This is a genomic window from Streptomyces sp. Y20 (assembly GCF_043195475.1).
Taxonomy (GTDB): domain Bacteria; phylum Actinomycetota; class Actinomycetes; order Streptomycetales; family Streptomycetaceae; genus Streptomyces.
Window position 1 is genome coordinate 422,471 of sequence record NZ_JBIDDP010000006.1, and the last position, 13,915, is coordinate 436,385.

Below are 13,915 nucleotides of genomic sequence, written 5' to 3' on the forward strand. Positions count from 1 at the left end.
CTCGCCCGCCTGTGTACGGCCCCGTACCGGCCATGAGCAGCGGCAGGTTGCGGATCGCCATGCCGAGTGCCGGAAGGAGGCCGCGCCCCGGGCAGCCGGTCAGAGCTGTCTCGCAGAACTCTCGCGTCCGGTCATTCGTGGACGGCGCGGAGCTTCGTCCTGTTGGCCGGGAGGCGTCCCGCCGGGGAATCATCCGGCGGGACGCCTCCCGGCCAAGGTCGGTGTCGCCGTCAACGATTCTTCGCGGACACCTCGTCCGGCGCGCTGACCGCGTCTGTATCGGCGGAACGGTGCGGCACCGCCGACCCTTCCACGGGCTTGGACCTCGCCAGCCACAGGCCGGTGAACACGGCGGTGGCCGAAGTGACGGTGCCGGCAGTGACGAAGGCGCTGTTGAGGCCGGTCTCGAAGGAGGCGCCGCCGGATTGCCGGGTGCGGACGACGGCACCGAGTACCGCCACGCCGAGCACCGCGCCGATCTGCCGGGTGGTGCTGCTGATGCCAGAGGCGAGGCCGCCCTCTTGCGGGCTGACCGCTTGGATGGCGGCGCCTGTCAGTGGGGACATGGTCAGGGCGAAGCCGATGCCGACGACTCCCAGCCGCCACCACACGTTCCCGTAACCGGTGTCGGCGTGCACCGTGCCCAGTGCCCGCAGCCCCCCTCCGGCCAGGGCCAGGCCGATGGTGACCACGATGCGGAAGCCGTACCGGGCGGCGAGCCGGCCCGCGAACGGGCTGGCGATCACCATGGCAAGAGATGCGGGGAGGGTCTGCAGGCCGGCGCGCAGGATCGAGCTGCCCTGGACGTACACGAAGAACTGGGAGAAGAAGAACGACGAGCCCATGAGCGCGAACCCCACCACGATCATGGCGGTGTTGGACACGGTGAACAGCCGCTGCCGGAACAGCCGCAGCGGCAGCATCGGTGCGGAGCGACGCGCTTCGACGAGAACGAACCCGGCGAGGAGGATCGCCGCGGCGGCGAAGCTTCCCAGGATGACCGGTGTGGTCCAGCCGCGGGCGCCACCCTCGATCAGCCCGTAGGTCAGTGCCCCCACCGCCAGAACGGACAGCACCGTCCCCGGGATGTCGATCGCGGGGGCGCTCGGATTGCGGGACTCGCCAAGGTGGCGCAGGCCGACCAGCAGCAGGATCACGCCGATGGGCAGATTGACCAGGAAGATGGCGGGCCAGCCGAAGGCATCTGTCAGCACGCCGCCGGCCACGGGTCCGGCGGCCAGACCGATTCCGCTGAATCCTGCCCACAGCCCGATCGCCTTGACGCGTTCCTGAGGAACGGGATAGGCGGCGGCAAGCAGGGCCAGCGAGGCGGGGCTCAGCGCCGAGGCCCCGATGCCCTGCAGCACCCGGGCGGCGACAAGCCATCCGGCTGAGGGTGCGAGGCTGCACAGCACCGATGCGGCGGTGAACACCACCGCACCGGCCAGGTACACCCGCTTGCGGCCGAACCGGTCGGCGAAGACGCCGCCGGACAGCAGCAGCATGGCGACCGCCAGCACGTACGCGTCGACGATCCACTGCAGACCGGTCAGCTGAGTGTGCAGCCGATGCTGCATATCGGGCAGCGCCGCTCCGACAATCGTGTTGTCGAGCAGCACCATGAATTGGCCCAGGCAGGTCACCGTGAGCAGGACGGCCCGGTTTGGTCGACTGCCTACGGCGGCAGGCGATGCAGCCATGGGGATTCCTCCCAAAAAGGTAGTTGCGCCTCTCCACGGCGGACGCGGTCAGCCCTTGGGCGCTCTAACGCAGTCATCGACTGCGTTAGGCGACTGTAGGGAGGCCCGGTGCGTAAACGCAAGTCACGGCTGCGTTAAAGTGGGGGCATGGACGAGCGACAGCGAGCCCGGCGACCCGGCGGGCGCGGCGCCCGCGTCGGCGCGGCGGTGCACCAGGCCGTCACCGATCTGATCAGCGAGCGCGGCTACGGCACGTTCACCGTCGGCGAGGTCGCGGCCCGCGCGGGCGTGGCCGACAGCAGCATCTACCGCCGGTGGGGGAGTTTGGAGACCCTGCTCACCGACGTGGCGCTCACCCGCCTCAACGCGCGGTCGCCGATGCCGGACACCGGGAGTCTGGCGGGCGACCTGCGCGCTTACGCGGCCAACGTGGCCCGTGAGATCACCGGACCCGACGGCCTGGCGTTGCTACGCCTGTCCGTCGCTCTGTCGAGCAATGGTCAGCAGGGCCTGCAGGCGCGTGACGACCTCCTGGGCGAACGCACCCGGCAACTGCAGTCCATGCTCGATCGTGCCCGCGAACGCGGCGAGGACGCACCCGACGCATTCGGCGTGCTGGACCACGTGCTGGCCCCGATGTACATCCGCGTGTTGTTCGGCATGGGCCCGCTCAGCCCCGACTACGTCGACGGGCTGGTCGACCGATTGCTGTGACCTCAGCCCGGTCCGCGGAAGCGGAGCGCGAAGGTGCCGCCCCGCGGACGCGGTGCCAGGGCTCCGTGAGGTGTTCGCCGACACGCGCCCGCCGGCTCGGGCATCCGGCCCTTGGCTGGCGAACGAGCTGGACGGCGGACGCGACGCCTGATGACCGGGCCCGGGTCGACACCGGGCTTGAAGCCGCCGGGCAGAGGCTTGCCGTCCCGGCAGGGCAGGAAGTCCAGCGGGCTGACGCCGCCGGCCGCATGGACGACGCCGTCGGAGGGATCGCGACCGGGTGCTGACCGGGGAACGCCGCCTGCTTGACGAGCTTTTGGTGCGGGTTGATCCGGGTGCGGGAGATGACCGCCGCGCGGATGTCGGGCCGCCAGGTGGGAAGGGACAGGGCGCGCCATGGTCATCGAGCCCAGCCTGCACAGCCCCTGGGAGCACGACTACGTCGTGTTACGTCCCTGTGACACCAAACGGACGGTTCCAAGATCGGGGCTTGACAGGCTGTTCCACGGACAGAGCGGCAGGCGCTCGCGGGGCCCTCGGCGGACCCGGGGGACGGCGCGGCTGCTCTGGCTCCGCCGCACGGCACGACATGACCATGTTCCTGGGGGATCGCCATGACCACACGCACCCGCACCACGGCCGCCGCCATCGCGGTGGCCGCGGCTGTCACCGGCACCGCGCTGCTGGGCGCCTCCGGCGCCGCCTCGGCGGCCGACGCCGTCGCCTCGCACGGCACCCTGACCGTCAGCAACGGCACCAAGTACGTGCAGATCAACGGACACCGGGTGAACTTCGGGGTGACCGTCCGCGACCTCGCCTGGTCCCCGGACGGCGCCAAGGCCGCCTTCGTCGACGGATCCGGCAACCTGGACATCGCCAACCCCGACGGCAGCCGGCGGGTCGTGGTGGCCAAGAACCCCGGCGGCCAGACCTGGTCACACCCGACCTGGCAGGTGACCAAGAAGGACACCCAGTACGGGATCCCCGCCAAGGACAACCTCATCTTCGCCGCCCGCGCCAAGGGCGTCTCCCGACTGAAGTACGTCTCCGCCAAGGCCGTCCACGGCACCCCGAAGACGCTGACCCTGAACGGCGCCCCGGACCCGGACGGCGCGGTCCCGCAGACCGGCAACGTCTGGCCCAACGCGGCCGGCCATCACGGCACCTCGGTCTACGCCAACGCCGACACGGGCGCCGTCTACATCCGTGACGACTATCTGCGCCAGCAGGGCGGCAAGCTCACCAAGGGATCCCAGCCGGCGCTGTCGCCGAACGAGGAGGAGGTCGTCTTCGTTCGCTCCGTCGCGGGCCACGACCACCTCTTCGTCGAGGACTTCACGCACGGCAACCACGTCAAGGACCTCACCCCGCACGCCACCACGGACTACACCGAGCCGGCCTGGTCCCCCGACGGCAAGACGCTCGCGGCCCGTACCCCCGCCGGCACGGTCACCCTGCCGGCCGACGGCACGGGCCGGCCGGCCAAGGTCACGTCGACGGCCGGCCTGGCCGCCTACCGTCCCTGAGTGTCCCCACACCGCACGGCATCGGGCCGAGCCCGTCCCAGGCGCGGAGTCACTCCGCCGTCCGGGCGAGCTCGGCCCTCAGTGCGTCCAGGTGCGCGTCGGCCGTGTCGTGCGGCAAGAACTCGACGACGTCGAGGAACCGGAACAGCACCTGGCTGCTCGTGACGGCGTACTCGTACTCCCCGAACCCCACCACCGCGCCCATCGCCCCCCGGACGGCGCCCCGCACCACGTGCGCGGTCATCTCGTCCGGTTCGGTCGCCGACATCCCCCGCCGGGCGTTGGGCCGGGCCAGGTACGGGCACACCATCGAGGCGTACAGCATGCACGCGCGGTGCCCGGGGCCTTCGAGGGTCGGCGCGACATTGCGGTACGGCCGTCCGGCGGCGAGCGCCTCACCGATCGCCGCGCTCTCCGCGGCCCCCACCACCCGCCACACCGGGCCCTGTGCCATGCCCCGGTCGCACACCGAGCACAGCCGTTTCCGGGCGCACGCCGCGCTGCGCTCGTAGTCGGTCAGCGCGAACTGCGGCTCGTCCCCCTCCCACGGAGTGATCGCCGGTACCGGATACCCCCGTACGTCCCGTGGCCGCGCCACTACCGCCGGCGGCATGGGAACACTTTCGAATCGCACCCCCCATGCCTACCAGACCGGCAGGCACGGGAGGAACCTTCCTCCGTGTCCCCGGCGCGGCACCGTACGCGGGGGCGGAGGATCGTCACCGGCCTCCCCTGGCGCCGCAGGGCGGCACCGTACGCGGGCCGGATTGGCCGGCGCCACCGGTGCGGCTGCGCCTGCTTCCCCTGCCGTAGGCCGTGCTGCTGACGGAGCCGGCCATCCCCGTGCGCTGGCGGGCGAGCCTCGTGCTGATCGCCCTGCCTCTGGCCACCGCCTCCGCGCACCGGCCCGTCGTCGTCGGCGCCGACACGGCGTTCGCCGGTGTCCTGGAGCGCGACGGGCCTTGTCGAACGATCGGTTCACGACAGGCGGGCTCGCCTCCGGGAGCTCCTCGAGCACCATTACTTGGCTAGCCACATAATGAGTGCTACTTTTATGTGGCTAGCCACGGAAGTTGCTCGGGGCGGCATCCCACTTCAAGGAGAGCAGTCATGAAGGCCATCGTTTTCGACACTTTCGGCGGCACCGAGGTCCTGCACGAGGCGGAGATCGACACCCCCCAGCCCGGCCCCGGCCAGGTCCGTGTGCGCGTCCAGGCTGTCGGCGTCAACCCGGTGGACGGCAAGATCCGCTCCGGCGGTATGGAGGCCATCTTCCCCACCACCCTCCCCGCCGTGCCCGGCGGCGAGATCGCTGGAGTGGTCGACGCCGTCGGCGAGGGCGTCGACCACCTCAAGGCCGGGGACGAGGTCCTTGGCTGGTCCGACACCGGCTCCTATGCCCAATACGCCCTGGCCTCCGCGGCCGTCCTCGCGCCCAAGCCCGCCGGTCTGGACTGGGCGCACGCCGCCGCCCTGCCCGTGGCGACCGACGCCGCCGAGCGCGTCCTGGACCTGCTCGGTGTCACCTCCGGTGAGACGCTGCTGATCCACGGTGCATCCGGGGCGCTGGGCACCATCGCCGTCCAACTGGCCGTCGCACGCGGCGCCCGCGTCATCGGCACCGCGGGGCCGGCCAACCAGGAGTACGTCACCTCCCTCGGCGCCACCGCACTGGTCTACGGCGACAAACTGGTCGACCGGGTCCGTGCGCTCGCCCCCGAAGGCGTGGACGCTGTCCTCGACGCCGCGGGCAGGGGTGCGCTGGAGGACTCCATCACTCTGCGCGGCGGCACGGACCGGATCGTCACCACCGCCGACTTCCGTGCCGCTGAGCTCGGCGTCGTCTTCGCCGAGGGTCCCCAGCGCCGCTCCGCCGCCCGCCTCGCCGAGCTGGCGCAGCAGGCCGCCGACGGCACCCTGGTCACCACGATCAGCGCCACCTACCCCCTCGCCGAAGCGGCCAAGGCCCAGCAGACCAGCGACGCCGGCCACAACCGCGGCAAGATCGTCCTCACCGTCGACTAGTACGCCGGCCCACTTGTTGTGTGATGAGGGAGAGCCATGTCAGACCCCACCTCAGCGGAGCTTCCGAACACGGCGGGAGCGGGGCCGTTGAGCTACGCCATCTTCCAGCTGGCCCGCACCCACCGTGCCCATGCCGCCGGCATGCTGCGCGCCATGAACCTGCACCCGGGGCAGGAGCTGCTGCTGATGCAGCTCTTCGACCACGATGGCCGGACCCAGGCGGAACTGCTGGAGCGGGCCGGTCTCGACCACTCCACCGTTTCCAAGTCCCTGCGCCGTATGCAGGAGGCCGGGCTGCTCACCCGGGAGCCCGCCTCCCACGACCGGCGAGTCATGGTGGTCCACCTCACCGATGCCGGGCGCGCCCTCCAGGAGCCCATCGCCGACATGTGGCGGACCCTGGAGCAGGTGTCCGTGCGCGACCTGACCCCTGACCAGATCCAGGCATTCACCACATGCGCGCGCATCATCGAGAAGTCGGTCAGGGACCACAGCCGACAGCCACCTGACGAGTAAGCGAGCGCGGAGAGCCGGCTGACTTGCCGGCACCATCCGTGTCCTGTGCGGAGCGAGGGGTTGCCCGAAGGCAGTCCTCATCGGGTGCCGTGCGGATCGCATCCCGTACTGCGTATGAATTGCGTACACAGTCCGCTCCTGTCGCGGACTTACGGGCCGCCCGGTCCACGGGCCAGGAGGGCCGCCAGTCCGGGGTCGATCGCGGTCAGCTGCCCCGGCGCGCCGCGACGCCCGCGCCCCCTTGCCGAGTCCGCCGCTTTGCGGCACTGGCCAGCCACTGTCCGGCCGGTTCGTCCGGCGCGGTCGCGGTGATGGGGCGGCCGGTGTGCCGGTCTCCGCGTGAGAGACGCGGGCCACGACGCTTTCCTCCCACGCCTCCTTCGCCGGGTTCCACATCGTCCCCGGCTCATCGAGGTCCACCGCCCGGCAGCCAGGCACTGCGGCCCGGCGCCGGAAGACTTCGCGATGAGTTATCGGCGGTTGTGCCGTCTACCCGTCGACGAAAGGAGCGCACCATGCGCGAGATCATCGTTTGCACGTTCCTGACGCTGGACGGCGTCATGCAGGCGCCGGGCGGTCCGGACGAGGACGCTGAGAGCGGCTTCGAGCACGGCGGCTGGCAGAAACCGGTGGCCGACGACGAGGTCGGCACGGCCATCTCCGGTTGGTACGAGTCCTCCGACGCGATGCTGCTCGGCCGCAAGACGTACGAGATCTTCGCCTCGTACTGGCCGGCCGCCGATCCCGGCAACCCGTTCACCCATCGGATGAACAGCATGCACAAATACGTGGCGTCTCGGACCCTGACGTCCGTCGGGTGGCAGAACTCCACACTGCTGGGGGGCGACATCGTCGATGCCGTGCGCGAGCTGAAGGCGTCCGACGGCGGCAACATCAACGTCGTCGGCAGCGGCGACCTCGCCCAGACCCTCATGCGGCACGGCCTCGTCGACGAGTACCGGCTGACCATCCATCCGGTGATCATCGGCACTGGCAAGCGGCTGTTCGCCGACGGAGCGATCCCCACTGCGCTGGAGCCGGTCAGTGTCTCGCCGACGAAGGGCGGCACCGTCGTCGGCGTCTACCGGCCGAGCGGTAGGCCCAGCTACGACAGCTACTAGTCGAGGACCCGCTGCGCTTTCGCACGCCAACCGCTCTTCGAAGCTGTTTCCCATCCCCGGTCGGCGCTTACACGCCCGAAGGCGGTCGCCACCATCATCGACTCCCGGTCCGTGATGGCGGCCTCCACGATCGGCAGGGACTCTCGCCCTACGACACGGGCAAGAAAATCAACGGGCGCAAGCGGCACCTCGTCGTCGACACCCGCGGCCCGCCGCTGAGGGCAGGCTGGTGACCTGCTGGTCTCACACCCGGCGGTGCGCGCGTGGGGCTGTCTGTTCGAGTACGCCGCCGGCCGGGCCCCCGTGGGCGGCGTACAGCTGCGGGTTCTGCACCGCCGCGCCCCCGCCTTCACCGCCGCCCCCGGTGCCAGCAGCCGGCGCGCCCGGATGCGGTTGTGCCCAGCCCGTTCGAAGCGGGGCCGGCGTGCATGCCGACGGCTCCCGTCCTGCGACCAGGAGGGGAGCCGTTCAGGTGCGTCGGAGGCGTGTGTCTTCAGTGGGTCATGCGTGGCGGTGCGAGTGCCGGTTACCGATGACGAGGCGGTAGAGGAGCAGCAGGATGAGCGAGCCGACGATTGCGGCGATCCAGGTGGAGAGGTTGAAGAACCCGTCAATGGAGTCGACGCCGAAGATCACCTTGCCGAGCCAGCCGCCGAGCAGGCCGCCGGCGATACCGATGAGCATGGTGACGATGATGCCGCCGGGGTCCTTGCCCGGCATCAGGGCTTTGGCGATGGCGCCGGCGAGCAGGCCGATGATGATCCACGCGATGATGCCCATGGTGTGTCTCCGCTTCGTCGTCGTATAAAGGCTGTGTTAGCTCATCGTCTGCACCGAGCGCGCCCGAGTAAACGTCTTCTCCGGTCGCAACCCGGCCGGCTCCTGATCCGTGAGGGGAGGGGCCGGGACGAGAACGTGCGGAAATCCGCCTCTTTCGGCCTGCGTCAATCCCCACCTGTGCTGGTGCCTCACCCGTTCACGCGCTGGACCACGGGGCGGACCTGCTGGACCGCACGTGGCGGCGGCTCCGGTGGGCGTGGCGTCCAGGTCGTGGCCCAGCTATCGGCAGGATCCGCTCCTGATCTCGCAGAGGGTCCAGGTCCGCGGGTAGCAACCGCCCACGGACTGAGTACCGGCCCCGCGCAGCGATCCTGTCCTGGCCGGCCAGGACAGGTCGTGGCCACGGTGGAGGCCGCCCGCCCGGCGCCCGGGGTGGCCTGCCGCGTGAGCAGATCATGCCGCGCACCCCCGCCCTGCTCGTCGCGCGACCCGCCGTCACGGCCGTGGAGTCAGCGAGCGTCTGGGCGTCCACCGTGACCGCGCGCACTGTGCCGTGAACGGTCCTCAGGACGGATGCCGTCGCAGCTCTGCTCGAGCGGGAGCCGGTCGCGCCTCCGCAGGCGGGATGTCCGCGGGTGCTGCTTCCCGGGCGGCGTTCTGATCCGCACGCTTGTCAGGTAGCGCGTCGCGCCGATCAGGTTGTGCCATCTTTGCTGTGCGTGGGGCAGTTCGGTGCTCGTTGGTGCGCGGCGGTGCCGGGGCGAGCGGTTGGTGTTCGGCATGGCCCAGGTTGGTCGGCGGCCTGAATCGGGACCTGCGCCAACGGCCACCGGCACACCCGCCCGCTGCGTTCGGTCGTCCGCCCCCCCCGCAACCGGGTGGGAGCACCACCCGAGTTCCTGGTGCTCCCTGCCGCCCTGCGACTTCCTGGGACGCCTCCACGACGGCCTGCTGACCTTCAGCGGCGATCGACTGCGGGACGACATGGCGCTCGCCGCCTGCGTGCCTTCGGTCCCCCCCGCCCACCGGCCGGATCAGTACCACCGCGCGGTGACCGCGCAGGGCGCCCGTACGGCGTTCCGGCAGGCCGTCCGGATCAAAAGGCCGTGTGGTCGAACCAGCGGTCGAGGACCGCGGCGTCCCCCGAGACGTCGAAGACCGTCTCCTGGTACGACCGTCGGCCGTAGAGCAGCAGCAGAAGATCCGCCGCCTGCCCCCGCAATGCCGCCGTGTCCGGCCCGGACTCGGCAACCCCGCCGGACAGCAGCCGGATACCGACAGGCTCCAGCCGCACCCGCCATTGCTCACCGGCCGCATCCGTGCACCTGAACGCGATCGTCTCGCCGTCGCCGCGCAGCTTTGTCACCCCGGGCGCGAAAAGCCCCGCGTATGGCAGGTTCACCAAAAACTCGTCCACTCCGTCCGCCGCCAACACCGGGTCGACGTCCGGCTCCCGGCCGACGGCACGCTCGGCGTCCACCCGGTGCACCAGCGTCTCGAACAGCATCCGGCGCGCCCAGAACCGCGCATGCCGGTCCTCGCCCCATGTCCACATCGGCGTGTCGGGGTCTGTGTCCCGCAGCACGGCCGCCACCTCGGGCACCCCCGCCGTCACCCAGTCGGGGTAGTCCCGCAGGTCATCGGGCAGCCCCAGTTCCACGTCCCGGCTGCGGGGAAACTCCTGCACGCGCCGGGACAGCAGGGCGCAGAACCAGCGCTGCAGCGAGCCGACGTGCCGGGTGAGCTCGGCCAGTGTCCAGTCGGGGCAGGAGGGCACGGCACCCGCGGGGTCGGCGCCGCGTACCGCGTCGGCGAACCGGTGGGTCTCCCGCTCGATCTCCTCACGGTAGGTGTCGTACGGCAGGGGATGCCCTGCGTTGCTCGTCGTCGCCATCTGCTGCCGCCGTTCTGTCACGGGTACGGATTCCGGTGACGATCAGTGTGGCGGCTGGAGTGCGCTCGAAGGCAAGTCGGCCTCGGGGGCATCGTCCATCCGGCTGCGGCGAGCCGAGCACGTCGAAGCGGTGGCCGCGGGTGAGGTCCTCGGCGAAGAAGGTCACCGGGTGACCGGCCGTCAGTTCGGCGTGGTGATCGGCGGCCGTCGCGATCCGGTTCATCAGCAGCAGGCCGGGGCCCGGCGCTCTAGACGAAGTCGGCGGGCAGCGGGAAGAGCCCGTCCGGGTTCGGGGTGCCGGTCGGCGGGTTGCCGGCCAGCCGGGTGCAGACATTGGCGGCGTCGCCGAACAACTTCACGGTGCGCGCGTTCTCCGAGGCGTCGTCGCTGAACGCGAACTCCTGGCAGCGCCGCAGCCAGAGTCCCAGTTGGCCGAACAGCGCGGCGGGGCCCTGCGCCCGGATGCCGGGGAGATATCCGTTGGCATCGAACAGCTCGGTGTCCTCGGCGTAGAAGCGCACCGCGTCCACCAAACGCTCGGGGGTCAGGAAGCCCGGCGCGGTCGGATTGCCGGCCGTCTCCTGCAGCATGATCCAGTGCACGTGGCGAGCGCAGACCTCCCCCACGAAGGTACGCAGCACCTCAGCGGTGGGCGAGACGGCGGCCGAGCTGTTCTGCGCCAGGACGGTGTCGACGTAGCTGTCGGTGTCGGTGTCCGGCGTCTGCAGCAGGTTCACCACCGCCGCACGGTTGCGGACATGGGTGAGCTCGTGGATCAGCACCCCCTGGGTGGTCACCGGCGCCCGGGTGCCGGTGGACCTCCGCAGGATCGTCTCGCGCCCGAGCAGCACCTGGTCGTTGAGCAGCAGATAGGCCTGCCGGGTGCCGTCGCTGGCGTCGTACTCGACGGTGCGGCCGGCGGTGGAGCGCATCGGAAGGACGCCGTCGAACACCGACGCAGCGCTCGAGCCGTCCGCCTGGGTGGGCGCGGCCACATCGAGGAAGCGGGCGCGCTGGTCCTGGGCGCAGCTCTCGGCGGTGATCGCCAGCAGCTGACCGGAGTTGAGATTGTTCAGGGTGAAGAAGCCGAACATGCGCCGCCACTGGTTCAGCGGGGTGTCGATCAGCGCGGCCAACTCGAGGCCGGCGAACGGCTCGACCCGACCGTCCGCCACTGAGGGAGCGAACTCCTTGTAGTCCGGGTCGAGTTGCGGCGGGTCGAAGAAGAGATCGTCGTCCAGCGCCTGGATGGTGCCGGGGCCCACCACCGGATCGTCCGGCGTCAGCCCCTTGGAGTCCTTGTAGGCCGTTACCGCCGCACCGGTGTCCGGCCCGAAGATCCCGTCGTCCCCGGCAAGCCCGACATCACGGCCCAGCGCGAGCAGCGCGAACTGCACCCGCCTGACCGCCAGGCCGTCCTCCGGCTCCAGCATCCGGTGGTTGCCCGCCTGCGTGTCGCGCAACTCCGGGTCCACCGAGAACCTCGGACACCTCAGCACCATGACGCCACGTCCCTTCGCATGCGTTGCGTGCCTGACTGTATCCGGAGCGTCACCGTTGCGGTGGGATGCGCGCCTGGGGACTGCCTGTAGTGCGGGCGGGGGGAGCGGTTGACTGCCGGCCTCGCCCGTGTGGCCGTCGGGTGGCCGGGTCGGCGTCGCCCCCGCACCCGCAACGGCGCCTTCGTCGCCGACCCCGTTCGCCTGCCGGCCGGTCAGGGCCGTCACGTGTCTCGGTCAGGCCGCGGGCAGGGCCACTTCGTGCCGCTCCCCACCCAGCGCGACCTTGAGCGCACCGGTCTCGGCGGCCTTGGAGAAGACGTCGTAGGCCTCCTCCATCTGCTCCAGGGGGAAGGCGTGGGTGACGAGTTGCCCGGTCGGCAGCCGGCCGGCGGCGGCCATGCGCAGCAGGGCGGGCGTGGAGTAGGTGTCCACCAGGCCGGTCGTGATCGTCACGTTCTTGATCCACAGGTCTTCCAGATGCAGCGTGGCCGGCTTGCCGTGGACGCCGACATTGGCAACGTGTCCACCCGGCCGCACCATGCGGGTGCACAGCTCGAAACTCTCCGGGACACCGACCGCCTCAATGACCACGTCGGCGCCGAGTCCGTCGGTCAGGTCGGCCACCAGCTGGCCCGGGGCCTCACGGGCGTCCGCGATCGCGTCGGCGCCGAGCCGGTGGGCGGCCTCCAGCCGGGCAGGTGCCAGATCGACGGCGATGATCCGCTCGGGCGCGAACAGGCGTGCCGTCGCGATGGCCGCCAGTCCGACGGGACCGGCGCCGACGATGGCCACGGTGTCACCGGGACGCACCCGTCCGTTGAGGACGCCGACCTCGTAAGAGGTGGGGAAGATGTCGGCGAGCAGGACGGCGTCCTCGCTGCGGACGGCAGCGGGCAACGGGTGAACGGACAGATCGGCGTGGGGCACGCGTACGTACTCGGCCTGGGTGCCGTCGATCAGGTGGCCGAGGATCCAGCCTCCGCCGCCCCGGCACTGACCGTACGCACGCTCCCGGCAGAAGCGGCACCGTCCGCAGGAGGTGATGCAGGACATCAGCACGCGGTCACCGGGCCGTACGGTGCGCACGTCGCTGCCGACCTCGACGATCTCCCCGACCGCCTCGTGGCCGAGCACCGTGCCGGGGCGCACCTCGGGCACGTCGCCCTTGAGGATGTGCAGGTCCGTCCCGCAGATGGTCACGACGCCGACCCGCACGATCGCGTCGGTCGGTTCCTTGATGCCCGGGTCCGGGACGTCCTGCCAGGAGGCATGCCCGGGACCGTGGAAGACGAAGCCCTTCATAGCGTTCCTCACCCTCTTCGGTAGGTGCACCGCCAGGTCGGCGGCTCCGGCTCCGCACCGGAACCGCCCCGCACCTCCACCCTCGCCGACGGGTGCACTGACCGCATGGGCCGTCCGGCCCTCACCCCGGGCCGCACGGCGCCCATCGAGGCCGGTGGCCGCGCGTGCACCCGCCGGATCGCGCGGGGGCCGGCCCAGGACCTTCCGGACGGTCCGCCGATCGGGGCCGAACGGCCCTTCCGCCCGGCCCGGCGCACCCGGTTCTCTCGTTGCATGGCCGAGAACCACGAGGTGTGCGTCACCCCCGGCTCCCGCGAACCGGCTCCGGTGCGCGCCCACCGCACCTCGGACGGAACGACAGTCGTATCCCTGTACGGCGAGCTCGACCTGCTGACCGCGACCGGGCTGCGGGAACGCCTCGATGCGCTCACCGCGCGCCCGCACCCCGACCTGGTACTGGATCTGCGCCCCACAACCTTCGTGGACTGCGCCGGACTGGGCGTCCTGTGCCGTGCGCGCAACCGGGTCCTCGCCCGGGCGGGACGCCTGCGGCTGGTCACGGACAGCGCCGAGTTCCTGCGCTTGCTGCGCCTCACGGGACTGCGAGACGTCTTCGCGCTGCTCCCACGGCTCCCGGTCCCGGGAACGGTCGTCGAACCCCCGGAGATCAGGCGCGCTTCCTGACATGCGGTCGGCCTCCCCGGGCAAGGGCGTCCGACACGGCCTGACGTACGGAGGCCGCGCGTGCGGTGAGGCGGGGGGCCGTCGAACTCACCGCCCGGGACCTCACCGTGTGGGTGCTGTTCTTCTCGGCCGCCGGTGTCCCCGGCCGCCC

The 13,915-nt window shown here is 71.1% G+C and carries 13 protein-coding genes and 2 pseudogenes; 7 read left to right on the forward strand and 8 right to left on the reverse strand.

Annotated features, from left to right (window positions below; translation table 11 throughout):
• Positions 1-230: 230 nt before the first annotated feature.
• Entirely contained in the window at positions 231-1,700 is a 1,470-nt protein-coding gene (locus ACGFT1_RS18580) for an MFS transporter (protein WP_373910051.1), read from the reverse strand.
• Between the two features lie 147 nt (positions 1,701-1,847).
• Between ACGFT1_RS18580 and ACGFT1_RS18585 the strand changes: the two genes are divergently transcribed.
• Entirely contained in the window at positions 1,848-2,414 is a 567-nt protein-coding gene (locus tag ACGFT1_RS18585; RefSeq protein WP_373910052.1) for a TetR/AcrR family transcriptional regulator, read from the forward strand.
• Positions 2,415-2,566: 152 nt separating this feature from the next.
• On the opposite strand, the pseudogene ACGFT1_RS18590 reads toward ACGFT1_RS18585, so the two are convergent.
• Positions 2,567-2,814 (reverse strand): annotated as a pseudogene (locus tag ACGFT1_RS18590) (transcriptional regulator); the annotation flags it as partial.
• Positions 2,815-3,028: 214 nt separating this feature from the next.
• Here ACGFT1_RS18590 and ACGFT1_RS18595 point away from each other — a divergent pair.
• Positions 3,029-3,940: a hypothetical protein gene (locus ACGFT1_RS18595; protein WP_373910053.1), complete on the forward strand. Its 912-nt coding sequence runs from the start codon at positions 3,029-3,031 to the stop codon at positions 3,938-3,940.
• Positions 3,941-3,989: 49 nt separating this feature from the next.
• On the opposite strand, the gene ACGFT1_RS18600 is transcribed toward ACGFT1_RS18595, so the two are convergent.
• Entirely contained in the window at positions 3,990-4,553 is a 564-nt protein-coding gene (locus ACGFT1_RS18600) for a hypothetical protein (RefSeq protein WP_373910054.1), read from the reverse strand.
• A gap of 497 nt (positions 4,554-5,050) precedes the next feature.
• Between ACGFT1_RS18600 and ACGFT1_RS18605 the strand changes: the two genes are divergently transcribed.
• From ACGFT1_RS18605 to ACGFT1_RS18620, 4 genes and pseudogenes are all read left to right on the forward strand, one after another.
• Positions 5,051-5,965 carry an NADP-dependent oxidoreductase gene (locus ACGFT1_RS18605; RefSeq protein ID WP_373910055.1) on the forward strand — a complete coding sequence of 305 codons (915 nt, stop codon included), beginning with the start codon at positions 5,051-5,053 and terminating at the stop codon, positions 5,963-5,965.
• A gap of 36 nt (positions 5,966-6,001) precedes the next feature.
• Positions 6,002-6,481 carry a MarR family winged helix-turn-helix transcriptional regulator gene (locus ACGFT1_RS18610; protein WP_373910056.1) on the forward strand — a complete coding sequence of 160 codons (480 nt, stop codon included), beginning with the start codon at positions 6,002-6,004 and terminating at the stop codon, positions 6,479-6,481.
• 515 nt (positions 6,482-6,996) lie between these two features.
• The gene (locus tag ACGFT1_RS18615; RefSeq protein ID WP_373910057.1) at positions 6,997-7,602 is read left to right on the forward strand and encodes a dihydrofolate reductase family protein; all 606 of its coding nucleotides are present in this window, start codon (positions 6,997-6,999) and stop codon (positions 7,600-7,602) included.
• 75 nt (positions 7,603-7,677) lie between these two features.
• Positions 7,678-7,820, forward strand: a pseudogene (locus ACGFT1_RS18620) (transposase); the annotation flags it as partial.
• A 283-nt stretch (positions 7,821-8,103) separates the two neighbouring features.
• Here ACGFT1_RS18620 and ACGFT1_RS18625 read toward each other — a convergent pair.
• The 5 genes from ACGFT1_RS18625 to ACGFT1_RS18645 all read right to left on the reverse strand — a co-directional run bounded on the left by ACGFT1_RS18625 (position 8,104) and on the right by ACGFT1_RS18645 (position 13,080).
• Complete coding sequence (locus ACGFT1_RS18625) at positions 8,104-8,382, reverse strand: GlsB/YeaQ/YmgE family stress response membrane protein (RefSeq protein WP_373910058.1); 279 nt, start codon at positions 8,380-8,382, stop codon at positions 8,104-8,106.
• 1,096 nt (positions 8,383-9,478) lie between these two features.
• On the reverse strand, positions 9,479-10,276 hold the full coding sequence (locus ACGFT1_RS18630; RefSeq protein ID WP_373910059.1) for a maleylpyruvate isomerase family mycothiol-dependent enzyme: 798 nt from the start codon (positions 10,274-10,276) through the stop codon (positions 9,479-9,481).
• Complete coding sequence (locus ACGFT1_RS18635) at positions 10,224-10,499, reverse strand: hypothetical protein (protein ID WP_373910060.1); 276 nt, start codon at positions 10,497-10,499, stop codon at positions 10,224-10,226. Before ACGFT1_RS18635 ends, ACGFT1_RS18630 begins: the two co-directional genes overlap by 53 nt.
• A gap of 25 nt (positions 10,500-10,524) precedes the next feature.
• Positions 10,525-11,778, reverse strand: coding sequence for a peptidoglycan-binding protein (locus ACGFT1_RS18640; RefSeq protein WP_373910061.1), 1,254 nt, complete (start codon positions 11,776-11,778; stop codon positions 10,525-10,527).
• 234 nt (positions 11,779-12,012) lie between these two features.
• Positions 12,013-13,080, reverse strand: a complete 1,068-nt coding sequence (locus ACGFT1_RS18645; RefSeq protein ID WP_373910062.1) for a zinc-dependent alcohol dehydrogenase family protein — start codon at positions 13,078-13,080, stop codon at positions 12,013-12,015.
• A 273-nt stretch (positions 13,081-13,353) separates the two neighbouring features.
• Here ACGFT1_RS18645 and ACGFT1_RS18650 point away from each other — a divergent pair, with 273 nt between their 5' ends.
• Positions 13,354-13,764 (forward strand): STAS domain-containing protein, encoded by a 411-nt coding sequence (locus ACGFT1_RS18650; protein WP_373910063.1) that lies wholly within the window; start codon positions 13,354-13,356, stop codon positions 13,762-13,764.
• The last annotated feature ends 151 nt before the right edge of the window (positions 13,765-13,915 follow it).

Excerpts from the sequence above, each read along its gene's own strand:
- ACGFT1_RS18580 (WP_373910051.1), bottom strand. The coding sequence starts at position 1,700 with ATGGCTGCATCGCCTGCCGCCGTAGGCAGTCGACCAAACCGGGCCGTC.
- ACGFT1_RS18585 (WP_373910052.1), top strand. The coding sequence starts at position 1,848 with ATGGACGAGCGACAGCGAGCCCGGCGACCCGGCGGGCGCGGCGCCCGC.
- ACGFT1_RS18595 (WP_373910053.1), top strand. The coding sequence starts at position 3,029 with ATGACCACACGCACCCGCACCACGGCCGCCGCCATCGCGGTGGCCGCG.
- ACGFT1_RS18600 (WP_373910054.1), bottom strand. The coding sequence starts at position 4,553 with ATGCCGCCGGCGGTAGTGGCGCGGCCACGGGACGTACGGGGGTATCCG.
- ACGFT1_RS18605 (WP_373910055.1), top strand. The coding sequence starts at position 5,051 with ATGAAGGCCATCGTTTTCGACACTTTCGGCGGCACCGAGGTCCTGCAC.
- ACGFT1_RS18610 (WP_373910056.1), top strand. The coding sequence starts at position 6,002 with ATGTCAGACCCCACCTCAGCGGAGCTTCCGAACACGGCGGGAGCGGGG.
- ACGFT1_RS18615 (WP_373910057.1), top strand. The coding sequence starts at position 6,997 with ATGCGCGAGATCATCGTTTGCACGTTCCTGACGCTGGACGGCGTCATG.
- ACGFT1_RS18625 (WP_373910058.1), bottom strand. The coding sequence starts at position 8,382 with ATGGGCATCATCGCGTGGATCATCATCGGCCTGCTCGCCGGCGCCATC.
- ACGFT1_RS18630 (WP_373910059.1), bottom strand. The coding sequence starts at position 10,276 with ATGGCGACGACGAGCAACGCAGGGCATCCCCTGCCGTACGACACCTAC.
- ACGFT1_RS18635 (WP_373910060.1), bottom strand. The coding sequence starts at position 10,499 with ATGAACCGGATCGCGACGGCCGCCGATCACCACGCCGAACTGACGGCC.
- ACGFT1_RS18640 (WP_373910061.1), bottom strand. The coding sequence starts at position 11,778 with ATGGTGCTGAGGTGTCCGAGGTTCTCGGTGGACCCGGAGTTGCGCGAC.
- ACGFT1_RS18645 (WP_373910062.1), bottom strand. The coding sequence starts at position 13,080 with ATGAAGGGCTTCGTCTTCCACGGTCCCGGGCATGCCTCCTGGCAGGAC.
- ACGFT1_RS18650 (WP_373910063.1), top strand. The coding sequence starts at position 13,354 with ATGGCCGAGAACCACGAGGTGTGCGTCACCCCCGGCTCCCGCGAACCG.